Source organism: Halorubrum sp. Ea8 (assembly GCF_002252925.1).
In the GTDB taxonomy this organism is placed as follows: domain Archaea; phylum Halobacteriota; class Halobacteria; order Halobacteriales; family Haloferacaceae; genus Halorubrum.
In genome coordinates this window covers 13164-30158 of the sequence record NZ_NHPF01000131.1, presented here as the reverse complement: position 1 = coordinate 30158, position 16995 = coordinate 13164, and the positions used below count along the sequence as shown (strand labels likewise).

Here is a 16995-nt window from a genome sequence, read left to right as displayed (position 1 = left end):
AGCCATGTGCCTGGACAAGTTCCCGGTCGAGTTCGACGCTGCGGGCAACGCCCACCTGTCCGACTCCGTCGAGGAGGGCGGGGCGGAGTTCCTCGAGGACGTGTCCGCTCCCGACGACGATCTGAGCCCCGAGGAGCGGTTCGGGGCGATCGTCGAGGAGTTACCCGACCGTGCGGTAGAGCGAATCGAAACTGGTAGCGGGGCGCGAACCGACGACGCGGACGCCGACTCCGTGACACGGATACACTGACATGTTCGAGAACCTGCCGATAACGCGGGCCGACGACGGATCGTACCGGACGGCCGAAGGCGAGACCTTCCGCGTCGAGGAGACCCACCGCTCGACGGCCGAGCGGGTCGCCGAGATGACCGGTGACGAGCCAGACTCGGTGCGCCCCGACGGTGCCGGCCTCGAAGAGGCCGACGGCGAGGGCGGCCAGCAACTCCACGATATCGACATCGATCCCGTCACGAGGGTCGCTGGTTCCCTCGCGTTCCACGCCAACGTCGACCTGGAAGAACGGACTGTCCGCGAGGCACACGCACAGGCGACGCTGTTTCGGGGCTACGAGATCATTCTCGAGGGCCGCGATCCGCGGGACGCCATCGATCTCTCGAGTCGGGCGTGTGGCGTCTGTGGGGCCGTCCACTCCATCTGTTCGTCGATGGCGCTGGAGATGGCACTGCCGGTCGAACCGCCGCCGATGGGCGTCTGGACGCGGAACATGGGGCAGGCCGCCGCCTTCCTCTACGACAACTCCCTGCACCTGCACCTGCTCGCGGGGCCGGACTACTCGGCAGCGATGATGGCGGACACCAACCCCGACCTGCTCGCGACGGCCCGGGAGACGGCGGCACCCCACGCCGACATCCACGGCTACGAGACGGTCGGCGAGATCATGGAGGGGCTGGACCCGCTCGAGGGCGAGCTGTACCTTTCGGCACTCGAGCGGACGCGCAAGGCCCGCCAGATGGCGTCGCTCATGCTCGGCAAGTACCCGCACCCGTCGACCATCGCGCCGGGGGGCGTGACGACGACCCTCTCGCGGTCCTCGTTCACCCAGTTCTATACCCGGCTGGACGACATGTTCGACTGGGCTAAGCGGGTGGCCTTCCTGTGGGACGACCTCATGGACTTCATGCTCGAAGAACAACCCGGCTTCGAGCACGTCGGCGAACACCCGAAGAACATGATCGGGACTGGCGTGTACGACGACCCCGACGTCTACAACTCCCGGTACGAGGACGCAGACGAGTGGGGGAACGCCCGCCTCGCGACTCCGGGCGTCATCGTCGAGGGCGAGCTGGTGACGACCGACCTGACCGAGATCGACATGGGGATGGAGGAGTTCGTCGACCACGCCTACTACGAGGACTGGACCGACGAGGCGGTGCCGTTCGAGACGTCCCCGGCGGGCGACCCGCTCAGTCCGTACCACCCCTGGAACAAGGAGACGCGGCCCAAACCCGAGGGCAAGTCTTGGCGGGAGCGCTACACGTGGGGCACAGCCCCGCGGTGGGACCGCCACACGATGGAATGTTGTCCCCACGCCCGCCTGTGGACCACCGCGCTCGCCGAGGAGGTCGACAACCCCTTCATCCGGCCGACCGGCGACGGCATCGAGTTCGACCTGCCCGAGGCCGATCTCGAGGAGATGACACTCCGGTGGGACGTTCCGGATCGCCTCAACGCCGCCGAGCGTCTCCGCGGGAAGGCCTACGCGCTGGCCCACCACGCACTCGTCTGCTACACCGGCTTCATCGAGGCCCTCGAGTTGTTGAAACAGGGCGAGGACGCCGTCCACACCGAGTTCTCGATCCCCAAGCGCGGCACACACCGGGGTGTCGGCTTCTGGGAGGCCGGGCGCGGCTTCCTCACCCACCACCTCACGCTCGAGGACGGTGTCATCGACAACTACCAGATCGTCACGCCGAGCACGTGGAACTCCTCGCCGACCGGGCCGTTCGGACAGTCCGGCCCCTTCGAGGTCGGAGCGATGAACACTCCGATCCTCGAGGAGTTCGACGACGAGGAGGACTTCTCCGCGATAGACATTCTGCGGGGGGTCCGGAGTTTCGATCCGTGTATGCCCTGTACCGTCCACATGTACACGGCCGGCGGTGACGACGTCATCAGCGAGAACGTTACGATGACGACCTGTGGCTGTTCGACCGACTCGGAGAGCAAGCCGGCGGAGGTCACGCTCCGGGAGATGCTCGCCGACGACTAACCATGGGCGAGGGCGACGGCTCTCGGCCGCTCGATCCACAGGCCGCCGCCGAGCGCGGCGAGTCCGTCAGCGAGCAGTCCCGCCCCGGGAGCGGGCACGGTCACAGCAAGGGACGGTCGTACGGGACGACCGCCGGGCTGATCGCGGGCGAGCAGAGTGCGTCGCAACTGGTCGTCGGGGTCGGGTATCCCTACCTGAGCGACCTCGCGGTCGGTAACGTCGTCGCCGATCGGTTCGCGACCTGTGACCTGCCCGACGTCGCCGTCGCGGACTGCAGCCACACCCCGATCGCGGCGTACCAGACGATCACTGTCGGCGAGTACGACACCGTCGTGGTCGTGGGAGCGCGCAAGCGGGGCGACGGACTGAACACCGGGACCTCCTCGGAGGACCCCGGCCGGATACGCACCTATCCGACCGCCGACGTTCCGGTTCCGGAGAGCGACATCGTCGACCGGCTCGCGGAGTGTGCGATGGGAAGTAACACCGTCGAGAACGTCGTAATCACGACGAAGGCGCTCGGCGAGTTCCCCGCCGGCTCGACGGTCGTCGACATCGAACCGTCCTACGACTCCTGGGGGTTCAGCGTCGAGGAGTTCAGCCCGGCGGTCGCCGACCGCTTCGACACCCTCCTCGAGACGGTGCTCGACTGCCTCGAACGGGACTACTCGGTGGACTGACGCGCCCACCCGGCCTCGGTCGCCGCCTCGGCGAGCGGGAGAAACTCGAGTCCGAGCGACTGCGCAGTGCGCCGGTCCTCGTCCGATCGGCCGACGAAGACGTGTCGCTCGGTTGGGAATCGCTGGCGGACCGTCGCGAGGTCGGCGATCGGGTCCTCGCCGACGAAGTCGACCTCCACGTCCCGACGGGCGAGCGCGGCGAGGAGTGCGTCGGGCGAGCCGTCGGCGACAATCCCGACGTACCGGGTCCAGGTCCTCGCGTCCGCGACCGCCGCTGGCGGGTCGTCGAGTTCTGCCAGTGCTGCAGACCGGAGCACGAGCGTCATGTCCGTCGAACCCTGAGACATTCGTGCGAGAGCGTCGGTACCGATCCGTGCGTCGATATGGGTCGGGGACCCGGACCGGTTCGGTTCTGTGCTGTGTTCTCCTGTCCTGTTTTGCTCTGGGCCGTGCTGTGGCGTCAGTGGTGTCTCGACAGGAGGTCGTCGGCCAGTTCGGCGACAGCGGTGACGGCTGGGCCTTCCGGGTCGTAGTCGTATGGGGCCGTTCCCTCCTGGTCGGCGCGCCTGATGGCGTCGTCGTAGGGCACGACGGACGTGATCGTGAGGTCGTTGTCGGCACAGAACTCCTCGATGGCCTCGCGGTCGGCGTCGTCGCGCACCTTGTTCGCGACCACCTGTACCTCGGGGATGTCGAGTTCCGCGGCCAGGTCCCGGGTGCGACGGCCGGTCTCCAGGGACTTGTAGTACGGCTCGACTACGACGAGCAGCACGTCTACGTCCTTGGTGGTCCCCCGCCCGAGGTGCTCGACGCCGGCGACCATGTCCATGACTGTCACCTCGTCGCGCGTCTCGACGACTCCCGAGAGCACTTCCCGGGCGGTCGAGTGAGCGCGGCACATACACCCGCTTCCGGCGTGGTCCACTTCGCCCATCTTCAGGAGCTGGATCCCGTCCGGGGCGTCCGTGCCGTGTTGCTCGATGATCTCCTCGGGGGACTTGCTCAACTCCAGTTCCGTCTCCCCGTTCGGTAACTCGACGCGTTCAAGGAGGTCGTTGGGAACTGGCGGGACCGGCTGTTCGCGGGGGACGCCGACGGTCAGCGCCAGGTTCGGGTTCTCGTCGTCGTCGATCGCGAGGACGTCGTACCCCTCCGATGCGAGTGCACGCGAGAGTGTCCCGGAGATGGTCGTCTTCCCGGAGCCGCCCTTGCCGGAGACAGCGACTTTCATCGGGGGTATAGTTATACTGCTGGATAAAAAGTGTTCGCCGTTGGGGTGCCGTCTCGCCACATGTCTGCACCACATCCCCTGCTGGCCTCTCGCGGGGCGCTGGTATCTCGCCACGGACAATGACCGTCCGAATCCGTCAGCAGATACGCGGGGCCGGTTCGGTCGCAGGTTCGCGCAGGTACCGGGTCCCCAGCCCCGTATCCAGGAGGACGCGCCCGTGTTCGTTGTCGATCGCTTTCCCGATCGCGGCCGCCTCCTCGCCGTCGGGGTGGGACCGCAGGGCTGTGAGCACGTCCTCCGCCGCGGTCGGGGCGACACCGAGCAGGGCGATCCCCTCGTTCGCGATCTGGAGGGGGTTGAGACCGAGCATCTCGCTGGCCCCCTTCACGTCCGAGGGAACCGGGATGCGATCCTCTCTGAGTTCGATTCCGACGCCGCTTTTCATCGCCATCTCGCTCGCCGCTCCGGCCAGCCCCATCCGCGTTGGGTCCTTCATCGCGGTCACGTCCCCCTCCGCGGCCGACAGCGCCCGCTCGACGACGCCGTTGATCGGCCGGACGTCCGATTCCAGCGTGGTCCCGAAGTCGATACCCTCGCGCTCTGCGAGCAGCGCGACACCGTGGCGTCCGACCTCGCCGGTGATCACGAGCACGTCGTCTGGCGAGAGGCCGTCGTCGCCGACGACCTGGTCGGCCACCCCGACACCGGTCGTGGTGAGGACGACGCCGTCGAGGTCGCCGTGACCCATCACTTTGGTATCACCGGTGACGATCGTCGTGTCGGCCTCGCGGCACGTCCGGGCCATCGAATCGGCGATCCGTTCGAGAGCCGACTCGGGGTAGCCGGCCTCGACCACGACTGCATTCGAGAGTGCCCGGACGTCCGTGGCACCCATGACCGCGAGGTCGTTTACCGTCCCCGAGACGGCCAGCCGGCCGATGTCGCCGCCGGGAAAGAAGGGTGGCTGGACGACGTGACTGTCGGTCGTGAAGACGACGTGTCGGTCACCGACCGGGACGACGGCGCCGTCGTCCATCGCGTCGCGCCCGACGTCCAGGGAGTCTTCGGGGAAGCCGGTAGTGAGGACATCGGCCACGAGATCGCGCATCGCCTTGCCGCCGGCCCCCTGTTCGAGAGTGACCACACCCTCCGACTCGAGACCGCCGTCAGTCATAGGTCTGGACGGCCACCGTACTCGTGCCAGATCTTGCAGGTCCCCTCGCTCGAAACCATGCAGGCGCCGACAGGATCCTCCGGAGTACACTCCTCGCCGAACATTCCACAGTCCGTCGGGTCCGAACGCCCGGCCATGATGTCGCCACAGATGCAGTCGTCGACGAGCGAGGATCCGTCGGCCGCGAGTGAGGCGGTGTCGATGTCGAACTGTTCGCGGGCGTTTACGTGTGCGTACTCGTCGCGCAAGATGAGGTTCGCCTCGGGGATGTGTGCGATACCGCGCCACTCGCCGCTCTCGGTCGTGAAGACATCCCACAGCTGTCGCTGGGCCGGCTGGTTGCCCTCTTCGGTGACACACCGCGGGTAGGCGTTCCGGACCGTCACTTCCCCGTCGCGGATGTCCCGCAACAGTGCAACGAGGCCCGCGAGGATGTCGAGTGGCTCGAACCCGCCCACGGTGATCGGCGTGTCGGTCTCCTTGACGAGGTCCTCAAACAACCCCCAGCCCGTGATCGTGGCTGCGTTGCCCGCCGCGAGGAACCCATCGACGTCGGTATCGGGCATCGCGGCGACGACCTCCATGGCGGGGGGGACGTACTTGTGAGCACTCAGGACCCAGAAGTTCTCCGGCGGATCATCCCTGACGACCGCCGCCGTCGGTGCTGCCGTCGTTTCGAACCCCGTGGCGAAGAAGACGACGTCGTCGTCACGCTCCCTGGCAATCTCGGCCGCCTCGGCGGCGCTGTAGACGACCTCGACGTCGGCCCCCGCAGCCCGGGCGTCGCTCAACGAGACGGACGTGCCGGGGACGTGGAGCATGTCGCCGTAGGTTGCGATGGTCACCCCTGCGTTGGCGATCGCGACCGCCTCGTCGACCTCGGGCATGTCAGTGACACAGACCGGACAGCCCGGGCCCATCCGGAGGTCGAGCCCCTCGGGGAGCATACTCCGAAGGCCGAACTTGGCGATGGACTGCTCGTGGCTCCCACAGACGTGCATGACGCTGACCGCGTCCGAGTCGATGTCCGCGACGAGTTCCTCGGCCCGTCGAGCAAGCGCATCTGCCTTCTCCGGGTCGCGGAACTCGAGCGCGTTCTCGCCAGTTTCCGGACTCGTCACGTCGCCCGTCGGCCCACCCGGGATCGGTTCGCGATCAGACATCGATATCAAGCTCCTCGAGCAGATCCTCGGCGTCCTCGGCGTCGGCCCGCTCCTCCTCGTCTACCGGGGAACCGCTCGGCTTCGACGACGTCGAGCCGGCTGCGACCTCGTCCATGAGGTCCTCCCTGAGCATGTCGTCAGAGCCGCCACCCATCATCGACTCGTAGAGCGTCAGCGTCTCGTCGATCTCCGACTCGGGAATTCGACGGATCGCGAACCCGACGTGGTTGAGGATGTAGTCGCCAGGTTCGACCGGTTCGTCTACTGTGTCCAGCCGGACTTCCTTCTCGACGCCCCAGAAGTCGACGTCGGCAGTGAGGCCGTCGACCTGTGTGACCTGCCCGGGCACTCCGAGGCACATAGTTGCTGACAACTAGTCACACATTCATTTATAACTTTGCGTCCCCTGATTCCGGCGATGAAACGCGCTCACGTACAGGTAGACGGCGTTGTCCAGAGCGTCGGATTCCGACCGTTCGTCTACCGCACTGCAGTCGATCTCGAACTGCGGGGCTGCGTGCGCAATCTCGGGGACGCCGGTGTCAGCGTGACGCTCGAAGGCCCCGATGACCAGATCGACGCCTTCCTCCGAGAGCTTGAGGCGAACCCCCCACCGCTCGCTACGGTCGAAAGGGTCACTGTCGATACAGAACCCGTGACCGAGTACAGCTACGAGTCGTTCTCGATCGCGGACTCCGAAGACCGGGGCACCGGTGGCGGCACCGTTCCTCCGGACACGGCCGTCTGTGAGGCCTGTTTAGCCGACATCCGGGATCCGTCGTCGCGGTTTCACGACTACTGGGCGACGGCCTGCGTGGACTGTGGTCCCCGGTTCACCGTGATCGAGGAGTTGCCGTACGACCGCGAGACGACGTCGATGGCGGCGTTCCCGCTCTGCTCGGACTGTGACGACGCGTACGCCTCCCCCTCGGACCGACGGTACCACGCCCAAGCCATCGCCTGCCCGTCCTGTGGGCCGCAGTTGGCTTTTCAGCCACACGACCGCAGTGTCGACCCCCCAGCCGTCGGCGAGCGGACCGGCGTCGACCCGCTCCCGCAGGGGTCGTCACTCGTCGAGGGCGACGGCCAGTCGCTCGACGCCGCGGCCCGGACACTCGACGAGGGAGGAATCGTCGCGGTCAAAGGCATCGGCGGCGCGCACCTCGCCTGCGACGCAACCCGTCCGGACGTCGTCTCGACGCTCCGGGACCGAACTGGGCGGCCGGCGAAACCGTTCGCGGTCATGGTCCCGTCGATGGACGACGTCGCGACGGTAGCGTCCGCCTCGTCGACCGAACGCGAGTGGCTTCGATCCGCGCGCCGACCCATCGTCGTTCTCGACCGGTGTGGGGACGCCCTCGCGTCGAACCTTGCACCCGGGCTCCACACCGTCGGCGTCATGCTGCCGTACAGCGGCGTCCACCACCTTCTGTTCGATCGCGTCGACGACCCGATCGTCGTGACGTCGGCCAACCGTTCCGGATTGCCGATGCAGTCCTCGAATCGAGCGATTGTCGAACAGTTGTGGGACGTGGCGGACGGGTCGCTACTCCACACTCGCCGGATCGTGCAGCGGTGTGACGACTCGGTCGTCAGATCCGTCGGTGGGAGTCGGACGTTGCTCAGACGGTCGCGCGGGCACGCCCCGCTGCCCGTTGCAGCCCCGACACCCGACGACGCGGACGTGCTCGCCGTCGGACCGGAGCGAGACGTCACCGCGGCCGTACTCTCCGGCGACGAGTGTTACCTCACACAGCACGTCGGGGCCGTGACCGACCGCGAAACGTTCCGATTTCTGCAGGCGGCGATCGACCACTTGCTCGCGCTCACCGGCACCGAGCGTCCGTCGGTCGTCGCCCACGACGCGCACCCGTCGTTTCGAACCACGGAGTACGCGGCTGACCGCACCGCGGACCGGACCGTCGCCGTGCAGCATCATCACGCTCACGCCGCCAGCGTGCTCATGGAACACGACTGTCCACGCGCGGTGTGTATCACTGCCGACGGCGTCGGGTACGGGCCGGACGGAACCGTCTGGGGAGGCGAAGTGCTCGACGCGACCCTCACCGACGCGGACCGGGTGGCTGGGCTCGCTCCCGTCCCGATGCCCGGTGGGGACCGGGCGACCGAGTTCCCCGTCCGGTCGCTCGTCGGCCTCCTGTACGATCGGGAAGGCGTCGATATTCAGGCGCTCGTCGACGCTCTTGACTGGTCGCCCCCGAACGCAGACGAACCGCGCGTCATCGAACAGCAACTCGAGGCCGACGTCAATACGCCCGTGACGACGAGCGCCGGTCGGTTTCTGGACGCGGTCGCCGCACTCGCCGACATCTGTCACGAGCGAACGTACGAGGGCGAACCCGCGATGCGTCTGGAGGCGGCTGCGACCGACGGCACACCTCGCGACGTCACGGTGCCGTACACGACGGCCGACGGCCGACCGGTCGTCGACACGCCGCGGGTGGCCGAACTGCTCGTGGAACTGCGGCGGGACGGCACGCACGCGACGGACGTGGGCGCGACCGCTCAGCGGATCCTGGCCGACGGCTTGGCGGACCTGGCCGTCGACGCTGCGGCCGAACGCGGCATCGAAGCCGTCGGATTTACCGGCGGGGTGGCGTACAACGACGCGATCAGTCGCCGAATCCGTCAGCGGGTCCGGGACGCCGGCCTCGCGTATCTGGACAACGACGCCGTCCCACCGGGTGATGGCGGGGTTGCGTACGGACAGACTGGCGTGGCGACCGCGACGGTGCGAGATGGCGACGTGGACTCGTAACCGTCGTCCTGCCGCTCCGAACGGCAGCGTGGCCGATCCAGAGTGCACCGTTCGCGGTCGCCTTGTCATCCCGAAGCCTGCCACGTTGCCCGGTCGACCTCCTCCCGCCGGCATCCGGTGTGCCTTTGTTCGTCGTGAGCGAACACCGACTCGATGGACAACGGTGACCTGACACTACGCCCGGTCGGCGTGGCACACACGCCGTACGACACGCCGGATGCTGCGCCCCACCAAGGGTTCGCCGACGACGCCGACGCCGAGATAGAGATTTTCGACGAGTACGCCGACGCGCTGGCTGGCATCGCCGACGCGATTCGCATAACGGTCGTCTACTGGGCTCACTTGGCTGACCGGACGAGTGGCACGGAGTCGGACGGGCCCGGAGCCTTCGCCCGCCGCTCACCGAATCGGCCGAACCCGCTGAGTATCTGCGTGTGTACGGTGTACGATGTCGACGGACAACGGCTCGAAGTCGGTGGTCTCGACGCAGTAGACGGCTCGCCGGTCCTCGATCTGAAACCCAGCCTCCAGACGGAACGGTAGGTCGAGTTGCCAATCCACTTTTTAGCTGGGTCCCCTACGTTCGGGTATGGCAGAAAACGGGTGTGGGTGCTGTACGCCGAACGTCTCGACAGGGATGACCTGCTACTGCCCTATTGACGAGTTGCTGGACGTCGCGAGCCGGAAACACGCGCTTGCGATCATCGGTCTGCTCGCAAACGACGGTGCCAAGCGCCACTCGGAAATCGCCGACGTGCTCGATGTGAACAGTTCCTCTGTCCTCGCGAACCGGCTGCGCGAACTGACCGAGGTTGGCCTCCTCCAACGGCGGAGTTACGACCGCGTCCCGCCCCACGTCGAGTACTCGCTCACCGCCGATGGCCAGGCGTTCGAGCAACGGCTTCGACCCCTGCTGGAGTGGGCGACCAGCGACGGCGTGCCCACTAACACGGAGTAAGCGGTCACCGAGTGGACCGGACAGCTACCCGTAGGAGACCCATGATGGCACGACGACACCGGATCCGGCTGGACGGCATCGAGAAATCGTACCCGACGGAGGGTGGATCCCTGCGCGTCCTCGACGGGATCTCCCTCGACATCCGGGACGGAGAGTTTCTCAGTATCGTCGGCCCGTCGGGGTGTGGCAAGAGCACGCTACTCAATATCATCGCCGACTGGATCGCTCCCGACGCCGGTACGGTCCAGATCACTCCATCGCGATCCGATGTCCAGATCGGCGTCGTGTTTCAGGAGCCGACCCTGCTCGACTGGCAAACGGTGCGCCAGAATCTGGCGTTCGCCCTCCGCGGTCTGGGTGTGCCCGAAGCGGCGCACGACCGGGATGCCCGTGCCGCGCTCGAGCTCGTCGGGCTTTCCGAGACTGCTAACCAGTACCCGCCCACACTGTCCGGCGGAATGCGGCAACGTGTGAACTTCGCTCGCGCGTTCTGTGTCGGTCCCGACGTGTTGTTGATGAACGAACCCTTCAGCAGTCTCGACGAACTCACGGCGCGTGCTCCGGGAGCGCGTCGTCGATATCTGGGACGATGAACGGTTCACCGCCGTCCTCGTCACGCACGACATAGCCGAAGCCGCGTACTTCTCCGACCGGGTCGTCGTTCTTTCCGACACCCCGACGGTCATCGAGAAGACGGTCGACATCGAGGGCGACCAACCACGGGAGCCCGAATCCGAGGAGACGCTCGAACACGAGCGCCGTATTTTGGAGGCACTCGGTGTTCCGACTTAACTCTGTAACAGCGACGTCTGATTCATCTCGTCGGGTTGCCAGCGGGTGAGGTGGGCCTCGATCCGTTTGATGAGCAGAAACTCCAGCCCGGCCATCACGAGAACAAACGACAGCGTCCACGCCATGACGCCCGTCAGCGAAAACAGGTCGAACGAGTCGCGGAGTTTCTGTCCGATCCCGTTTCCGAGGCCGATCCACTCGACGATGACGGCGATTTTCCAGCCGATACCCAAGCCGAACCGGGTTGCCGCGAGGAGGTACGGGGCGCGTTGCGAGAGCACGACGTCACGGAGCATCATCCGCCGCGTAGCACCGAACACCTGACCCATTTTGATCAACTCGGCATCGAGATTCTTCGTTCCTTCCCAGACGTTCTCGGTCATCGGCGGGGTGATGACGATGACGATGGCGACGATGCCGGCGACCTCGGTGAACCCCATCACGAGTAACACGATGATCGAGACGGCGAGCGCAGGGACTGTCAGTCCCACGAGGACGAACGTTTCGAAGAACCGTTCGGCAGTTTCGTCCACGCCCATGAGAATCCCGATGCACGAGGACAACAGAAGCGCGACGACGAACGCCCCGCCGACCCGAAACAGCGTTCGTGACAGATGAAAGACGAACCGCTCGTTACGGATGATGTGTCCCGTCTCCAGCAACACCGGCCACGGACCTGGAAACACGACCGGCTCGAAAAAGAGAGCCACGAACCACCAGAGCCTGAGGAGGACGAGGACCGAAAGCCCCCGCGTTGCGACTGTGGACCATCGAGCCGTCAGTGCGCGGAGCCACCCCGGGGGTCGCCCCACGGAGTCACGATTCGGTTCGGGATCGGACATCGACTCGCGTTCCGGTCAGCCGGATCGCGGATCGACGAACAACTCGTCGACATCCGGCTCCGACTCTAGCAGGCCCTCTTCAGCCGCCAGGCGCACCACCTCTTTCCCGGACTCGCGCAGCTCGGTCGCGAATTCCGTCGGATAGATCGGGGAGATACGCTCGATGGCTAAGTCTACTTGGCTGTCGGTCTGCAGTCCCAACATATCGGTATAGCTCTCGAATACCGTCCGCTCGTTGTCCTGAATGTACTGTCCCGCTTCGAGCAGACCAGTCAGGAACGTGTCGAACGCGGCCCGCTTTTGATCGATCGTGGACTGGTAGGTCGCCGCCTCGACGAGCGGCATATCGGTCCCCTGTCGCTCGTTCCAGCGGTCGTTGAACACGAAGAACTCCCGATACTCGTCGGTGGCCAGGAGTCTCGTCGAGAACGGCTCGACGCCGATTATCGCGTCGAGTTCCCCCTTTTTCATTTGGCCAAACAGTACCGGTGGCGGACCAACCTGGAACTCGAAGTTCTCGTGGTCCATCCCCTCGAGCGCCAGCAATAGCGCGAAATGCGTGAACGGGGCCGTATTTTTGGGCATCGAACCCAGCGTGGTTTCCCTGAGATCCTCGACGCTGGACAGGCCGACCCCTTTCCGGGCGATGATCGAATTGAACGATCGGGCGATGGGCTGAAGGAGACGCACGTCCCCACCCTGATTCGCGAGCCGGGCTCCCGAGATGACGGGGAAGGTCGACGACTCGATAGCCCGTCCTTGGAGCTCCGTGAACAGTTCCGGCGGTGGACCGAATTCGAGGCTGAGATCTATCTCGTCATCCGATACCAGCCCCTGATCACGAACGACTCGGGGACTGACACCCGCCGCCGCTGCATTCGGCGTCCCGAACGTGATCGGTGTCGGCGTTGTCGTTGCAGTCGGGGTATCAGTGGCCGCCGGTGACTCGCCCACGCCTTCGCTTCCGCCTCCGCCGCCCCCACTGGCACACCCAGCGATGCCTCCGGTAACCGCGAGCCCAGATATCGTTTTCAGCACGCGTCGCCGGTCAGTCTGCCAGTCTGCTACGTCCGAAATCCTGTCGTGTATATCTCGTTGGTGTGGGTTTCCGCACTAACTTCGGATCGGCGAACCTTGCCACTTCGTATGACCGATACTAATTTTGATATATAAACTTGAATATTGTTCGACGCGGGCCACGCTTGCGGGCGTTCGCGTCGATCGATGCAAATCGTAGAAACGTTCCACCGGCTTCGCGCTTCCGCGGCGCAAGCGGCCGGCGATATCCACCGTTCGTTCGCATCGGAGTTGGCGAACGGCTCGGGTACCAGTTCGGGACGGCAGGCCGCTCGTGACTATCCGGACGACTGGGGGAGGGAAGGCTATGTCGTTGCGCGAGTTGGGGCGACCCGCTCTTTCCACTCCGGCGGCACGGGCTCCATGTCGGGGTAGTAGGCCCAGACGAGGCCGAAGAACGCGAGTCCGAGGCCGGTCCACGTGAATAGCGTGTCCACCATCTCGCCGATCGGCGTGGCGGGGACCGCCATGCCGGCCATTCCGAGTAGTCCCCCGTTCGCCGGGAACCCGTACAGGCTTCCTGTGATGAAGAAGGCGACCACCAGCCCCAGCAGGGCGACGCCCGTCTGTTTCCACGCGCGGCTGTAGAGCGTGTACGCCAGAATACCGATCACGGCGACCAGCATCACGCCGTCGGCGCCGAGGAACTTGGTCTGGTTGGTTGCCGACGATCCGGTCAGCAGAACCATGCCGGCCCCGGCGAGGCCGGTCACACCACAGCCACCACAGACCGAGGCGCCGGCGAGGCCGGCTGCGACGCCCCCCTTCGTCGACCCGAGATCGAACTCTCGGAGATACGAATCGTAGACCGCACCGAAAAACAGCACCGTCCCAGTGATGTACAGAAGGGCCACCGGCACCAGTCCCAAGGGATTCGTCAGGATGTCTCCGGCCGGGAACATCCCGAACTTGGGCGATCCGAGAAACTCGCGAGAACCCCCGACTGCCGTTGACGTGACGAACAGCCCCGAAGCGACGTAGCCGGCCCACATCGTCGCCAGCGCCCCGAGCCCAAGTAGCGCCGGCCTCCGACCGGCCCACCGGAATCCTTTCCAGACGAACGCCCCCCCGATGATGAGCACGCCGGTCATCAACCAGACGGGACTGACCGTGCTCAAGCCAACGAGTGCCGCCCCGCTCGCCAGGAAGCCGAGTACCATCGCCTTGCAGGTAATCGCCGCCGCGCCTGCACCGATGGCACATGCACCGGCCGTTCGAGTACACGTTCCAGTTTCGGTCGACGTGTCGACGTTCGTTTTCGTAGACATCCGTTGCTCACACTCCTGTTTGACGCACTAACTTCGGTTTCCCGAAGTGCGTGCGGATTGTTATCATACAATCACTTAGTTTTTACTGGCCCGACACGAGGAACCGACCTCTCTTTCCCGTTTGCGCAGTGTGTTTCACGCACTCGGCCCCGGTGGTGTCGGGCTTCCACCGTTCGCATCCCGGGGTGTTCACTGATCCTGCTCGGGGTTCCCTCCCAGTCGCACGTACTCGTTATCGGCGTCTTGTAGCATCGACTTCTTGTGCTCGAACTCCTCGATCAGGTGGCCGACGGAGAGTTCGCCCGGATCCTTTACCGTCGACTGGTTCCGCGCGAGTGCCGATAACACGCTCTTTCGCATCCGCCGGCCGGAAAACCCGCTGGACAGTTCGACCAGTCGATCCATCTCCGATCCCGTCGCCGAGAGTTGGGTGTCGAACGTTTCCCGCAGACGGGCGAAGATGTCCTCAAGTATCCTGCGACGGTGTTCGGGCGCCGGATTGCCGATGAAGATCTGTTCGTCCGTTCGATCGAGAAAAGCGCTGTCGACGGCGTTGGGCTGGTTCGACGTCGCGATGACGTACACGTTGTTCAACTCTGCCACCGTATCGAGTGCGTCCAGCGCCGTGTTGACCGCCCGGATCGCGTCCATGGGGTCCGTCTCGGTGAGATCCTGCCGGTTCGAAAAGAGCGACTCGACCTCGTCGAGTAGGACGATCTGGTATATATTCCCGCCTTCGGCGTCCGCCACGACCGCGTCGAAGGCTTCCTCGACCAGTTTGGGACTATCACCGTGGTCGCTGGAGAAGAGGTGACGCACCGCGATCTGTTTGAAGATGACCTCTTCGATACCGAGACGGTCGCGATCGAGGTTTCTCGCAAGTTCGTCCGCCGCCCCCTTCGCGAGCGTCGTCTTTCCCGTTCCCGGCGGACCGGACAGGAGAACGGCACCGTGACGGCTGAGCGTCATCTGCTCGAAATCGGCGGCCTGCAACTGCTGTTCCAGCAGCCCGTAGTTGATGATCTTGTCTTTATCCTGTTCATCGATATAGATCCGCTCCCAGAACTCCCGCCAGTCGACTTCGGTCAGATCGTGCTCGCGGACGAACTCCGGACTCCCACCCTTCTCGACGTCTTCTTCGCTGGCATCTGCCGAATCGAGTAGTCGACGAAATCGCTCCATCACGAGGGATCACCGCCACGACTCGTTCGTGTCACCGTTCCCGACCCGGCCGCACTTCGGCGACCGCTCGGCCGAGATCCGGTGCCGCTTCGCGTTCGGAGATATTCACTTAAATCGATCTTCCAGTGTGAGATGCATGTCATCAGCCGTTGGATCACCGTTCGTGGATCATCAACGACACCGTCCCCGGCACGCTCACCGCCACTTCGGCAGGCGTCGACGGGGCCGATCCACGGGCTACGAGCGCGACATCCGTCCACACTTGGTTTGGACCCGGCCATCCATCGGGAGCTCATCTGAGATTTTCCCAGTCGAACTGTATCTCGACAGCTATTTAATAAGTTGGTAGCACGTGACGGATCGCTTCCTCCCTGAAAGACGCTGCAAACGATCAGTCGGGGTAACTGCAGCCTTTGGGCCACGTCCCGTTACCGCCTCGGAGAGCGACTGATACTGTCGGCTGTAACTGTTTCAACATATTCGCCATCTCAGGATGCGAATATCTTGATTGATTACAGCCGACAGTATGAACAGGTTCTACGGCACTCATAGTGATTATTGTAGATTATTTTCGGATCGCGCCGACCCCGTGGTCGGGACGTCCCGGTAAATCACTATCGGGGGCGTCGCTGGCGGCTGTTTGCGTTTCCGATTGGTGCCGGAGTGCTTTTCCTGGGGTTACTTGGCGCCACGGCCGTCTCACCGGAGATTCTCACCGAGACGACTCGCGAAGCACTCGCCGCTCAAGCCGAACAGTACTTCACAGGGACGGCGAGTGACACGGCACTGCTACTCTCGATGGTGATCATCCAGGGGCCGTACTTCGTCGCGATGATCGGCGCTGTGTTGGCGATTCTCGTCACCCAGACTGGCGTTGGCCAGCGGATGGCTGCGGGCGAGCTCGAACTCCTCTTGAGTGGGCCGTACCGAGAACGGGAGGTGTTCGTCGCTCTCATCGCTGGATCGTTCGTTCTCTCTCTGTTGATGATCGGAGTGCTAGTCGTCATCTCGTTCGGTGGGGCGACAATCGTCATCCAGTGGATTGGGATCGCGTTGACATCGGAGGCGTTTGTTCTTCTCACAGCAGGATTCCTCACCCCGATTCCGATGGCTCTGTGGGCCACATTCCTTGCTATCGTAGTCTATTTCGGGTTCCCGGACACGCCAGTCAATGGTACGGAGCCGGGGAATCTTATCATCATAATCGGAGTCTTGCCGGCGGTTTTACGGAGAATCAAGGAGAAAGCCTCGCGCTTCAACGCGGGGATGAATCCGACAGTTCTCTACAGTAACCAGGAGCTTCTGGTCGGGTGTTTTAACTGAGTGATTGTCGTACTACTAGGTAGCCGAGGCGGTCTACCCGCCCACCTAATCAGACAATATCGGGATTGCCCGAATCCACACAGAAAGCACCCTTTCTGTTGTGGATTTCGGGATGCAGTAAGAAGTACCTCTGAATCCCAAGTCGGGATAGGAGTAACGGCTGATTGACACAGCCAGTAGCCGTCACCGGGACAGCTACAAACCGTAAACACCCCAACCCAGCGGTACAGTGCCGTGGGAATCTTCGCCCTTCAGGGCGGAGAGGATGTCAATCGTCGTGTTGCCGACTGCGATT

18 protein-coding genes are annotated in these 16995 nt (G+C 64.5%); 9 read left to right on the top strand and 9 right to left on the bottom strand.

Annotated elements, in window-relative coordinates; all coding sequences use genetic code 11:
- The first annotated feature begins 4 nt into the window (after positions 1 to 4).
- The 3 genes from DJ74_RS15710 to DJ74_RS15700 are packed head-to-tail and all read left to right on the top strand — an operon-like array spanning position 5 to position 2911.
- A complete protein-coding gene (locus DJ74_RS15710) occupies positions 5 to 250 on the top strand; it encodes a hypothetical protein (RefSeq protein WP_094527856.1) in 246 nt (81 codons plus the stop codon).
- Between the two features lies 1 nt (position 251).
- Positions 252 to 2231, top strand: a complete 1980-nt coding sequence (locus DJ74_RS15705) for a nickel-dependent hydrogenase large subunit (RefSeq protein WP_217900345.1) — start codon at positions 252 to 254, stop codon at positions 2229 to 2231.
- 2 nt (positions 2232 to 2233) lie between these two features.
- Positions 2234 to 2911 carry a hypothetical protein gene (locus tag DJ74_RS15700; RefSeq protein WP_094527855.1) on the top strand — a complete coding sequence of 226 codons (678 nt, stop codon included), beginning with the start codon at positions 2234 to 2236 and terminating at the stop codon, positions 2909 to 2911.
- Here the strand turns inward: DJ74_RS15700 and DJ74_RS15695 are convergent.
- From DJ74_RS15695 to DJ74_RS15675, 5 genes are all read right to left on the bottom strand, one after another.
- Positions 2896 to 3237: a hypothetical protein gene (locus DJ74_RS15695; RefSeq protein WP_217900344.1), complete on the bottom strand. Its 342-nt coding sequence runs from the start codon at positions 3235 to 3237 to the stop codon at positions 2896 to 2898. The genes DJ74_RS15700 and DJ74_RS15695 overlap by 16 nt on opposite strands.
- Before the next feature lie 134 nt (positions 3238 to 3371).
- Positions 3372 to 4142 carry an AAA family ATPase gene (locus DJ74_RS15690; RefSeq protein ID WP_176451365.1) on the bottom strand — a complete coding sequence of 257 codons (771 nt, stop codon included), beginning with the start codon at positions 4140 to 4142 and terminating at the stop codon, positions 3372 to 3374.
- Between the two features lie 136 nt (positions 4143 to 4278).
- Positions 4279 to 5286, bottom strand: coding sequence for a hydrogenase expression/formation protein HypE (hypE, locus tag DJ74_RS15685; protein WP_217900343.1), 1008 nt, complete (start codon positions 5284 to 5286; stop codon positions 4279 to 4281).
- Positions 5287 to 5312: 26 nt separating this feature from the next.
- Positions 5313 to 6479: a hydrogenase formation protein HypD gene (gene hypD, locus DJ74_RS15680; protein ID WP_094527851.1), complete on the bottom strand. Its 1167-nt coding sequence runs from the start codon at positions 6477 to 6479 to the stop codon at positions 5313 to 5315.
- Positions 6472 to 6840, bottom strand: a complete 369-nt coding sequence (locus DJ74_RS15675; protein ID WP_094527850.1) for a HypC/HybG/HupF family hydrogenase formation chaperone — start codon at positions 6838 to 6840, stop codon at positions 6472 to 6474. The genes hypD and DJ74_RS15675 overlap by 8 nt, the downstream gene beginning before the upstream one ends.
- A 57-nt stretch (positions 6841 to 6897) precedes the next feature.
- On the opposite strand from DJ74_RS15675, the gene hypF reads away from it, so the two are divergent.
- The 5 genes from hypF to DJ74_RS15650 all read left to right on the top strand — a co-directional run bounded on the left by hypF (position 6898) and on the right by DJ74_RS15650 (position 11008).
- Positions 6898 to 9258, top strand: a complete 2361-nt coding sequence (gene hypF / locus DJ74_RS15670; protein ID WP_094527849.1) for a carbamoyltransferase HypF — start codon at positions 6898 to 6900, stop codon at positions 9256 to 9258.
- 153 nt (positions 9259 to 9411) lie between these two features.
- A complete protein-coding gene (gene tsaA, locus DJ74_RS15665; RefSeq protein WP_217900342.1) occupies positions 9412 to 9801 on the top strand; it encodes a tRNA (N6-threonylcarbamoyladenosine(37)-N6)-methyltransferase TrmO in 390 nt (129 codons plus the stop codon).
- Between the two features lie 46 nt (positions 9802 to 9847).
- Positions 9848 to 10216, top strand: a complete 369-nt coding sequence (locus tag DJ74_RS15660) for a helix-turn-helix domain-containing protein (protein WP_094527848.1) — start codon at positions 9848 to 9850, stop codon at positions 10214 to 10216.
- A gap of 44 nt (positions 10217 to 10260) precedes the next feature.
- Positions 10261 to 10809, top strand: a complete 549-nt coding sequence (locus DJ74_RS15655) for an ABC transporter ATP-binding protein (protein WP_176451364.1) — start codon at positions 10261 to 10263, stop codon at positions 10807 to 10809.
- A complete protein-coding gene (locus DJ74_RS15650; protein ID WP_094527846.1) occupies positions 10772 to 11008 on the top strand; it encodes a hypothetical protein in 237 nt (78 codons plus the stop codon). The genes DJ74_RS15655 and DJ74_RS15650 overlap by 38 nt, the downstream gene beginning before the upstream one ends.
- Here the strand turns inward: DJ74_RS15650 and DJ74_RS19310 are convergent.
- The 4 genes from DJ74_RS19310 to DJ74_RS15630 form a co-directional block, all read right to left on the bottom strand.
- Positions 11005 to 11694 (bottom strand): ABC transporter permease, encoded by a 690-nt coding sequence (locus DJ74_RS19310; protein WP_217900341.1) that lies wholly within the window; start codon positions 11692 to 11694, stop codon positions 11005 to 11007. The genes DJ74_RS15650 and DJ74_RS19310 overlap by 4 nt on opposite strands.
- 171 nt (positions 11695 to 11865) lie before the next feature.
- Positions 11866 to 12804, bottom strand: coding sequence for an ABC transporter substrate-binding protein (locus DJ74_RS15640; RefSeq protein ID WP_176451362.1), 939 nt, complete (start codon positions 12802 to 12804; stop codon positions 11866 to 11868).
- 428 nt (positions 12805 to 13232) lie between these two features.
- The gene (locus DJ74_RS15635; RefSeq protein WP_094527843.1) at positions 13233 to 14087 is read right to left on the bottom strand and encodes a hypothetical protein; all 855 of its coding nucleotides are present in this window, start codon (positions 14085 to 14087) and stop codon (positions 13233 to 13235) included.
- Between the two features lie 297 nt (positions 14088 to 14384).
- Positions 14385 to 15377, bottom strand: coding sequence for an AAA family ATPase (locus DJ74_RS15630; protein ID WP_094527842.1), 993 nt, complete (start codon positions 15375 to 15377; stop codon positions 14385 to 14387).
- A 663-nt stretch (positions 15378 to 16040) separates the two neighbouring features.
- Between DJ74_RS15630 and DJ74_RS15625 the strand changes: the two genes are divergently transcribed.
- Entirely contained in the window at positions 16041 to 16700 is a 660-nt protein-coding gene (locus DJ74_RS15625; protein ID WP_094527841.1) for a hypothetical protein, read from the top strand.
- Positions 16701 to 16995: the final 295 nt, after the last annotated feature.

Excerpts from the sequence above, each read along its gene's own strand:
- DJ74_RS15710 (WP_094527856.1), top strand. The coding sequence starts at position 5 with ATGTGCCTGGACAAGTTCCCGGTCGAGTTCGACGCTGCGGGCAACGCC.
- DJ74_RS15705 (WP_217900345.1), top strand. The coding sequence starts at position 252 with ATGTTCGAGAACCTGCCGATAACGCGGGCCGACGACGGATCGTACCGG.
- DJ74_RS15700 (WP_094527855.1), top strand. The coding sequence starts at position 2,234 with ATGGGCGAGGGCGACGGCTCTCGGCCGCTCGATCCACAGGCCGCCGCC.
- DJ74_RS15695 (WP_217900344.1), bottom strand. The coding sequence starts at position 3,237 with ATGACGCTCGTGCTCCGGTCTGCAGCACTGGCAGAACTCGACGACCCG.
- DJ74_RS15690 (WP_176451365.1), bottom strand. The coding sequence starts at position 4,142 with ATGAAAGTCGCTGTCTCCGGCAAGGGCGGCTCCGGGAAGACGACCATC.
- hypD (WP_094527851.1), bottom strand. The coding sequence starts at position 6,479 with ATGTCTGATCGCGAACCGATCCCGGGTGGGCCGACGGGCGACGTGACG.
- DJ74_RS15675 (WP_094527850.1), bottom strand. The coding sequence starts at position 6,840 with ATGTGCCTCGGAGTGCCCGGGCAGGTCACACAGGTCGACGGCCTCACT.
- hypF (WP_094527849.1), top strand. The coding sequence starts at position 6,898 with ATGAAACGCGCTCACGTACAGGTAGACGGCGTTGTCCAGAGCGTCGGA.
- tsaA (WP_217900342.1), top strand. The coding sequence starts at position 9,412 with ATGGACAACGGTGACCTGACACTACGCCCGGTCGGCGTGGCACACACG.
- DJ74_RS15660 (WP_094527848.1), top strand. The coding sequence starts at position 9,848 with ATGGCAGAAAACGGGTGTGGGTGCTGTACGCCGAACGTCTCGACAGGG.
- DJ74_RS15655 (WP_176451364.1), top strand. The coding sequence starts at position 10,261 with ATGGCACGACGACACCGGATCCGGCTGGACGGCATCGAGAAATCGTAC.
- DJ74_RS15635 (WP_094527843.1), bottom strand. The coding sequence starts at position 14,087 with ATGGTACTCGGCTTCCTGGCGAGCGGGGCGGCACTCGTTGGCTTGAGC.
- DJ74_RS15630 (WP_094527842.1), bottom strand. The coding sequence starts at position 15,377 with ATGGAGCGATTTCGTCGACTACTCGATTCGGCAGATGCCAGCGAAGAA.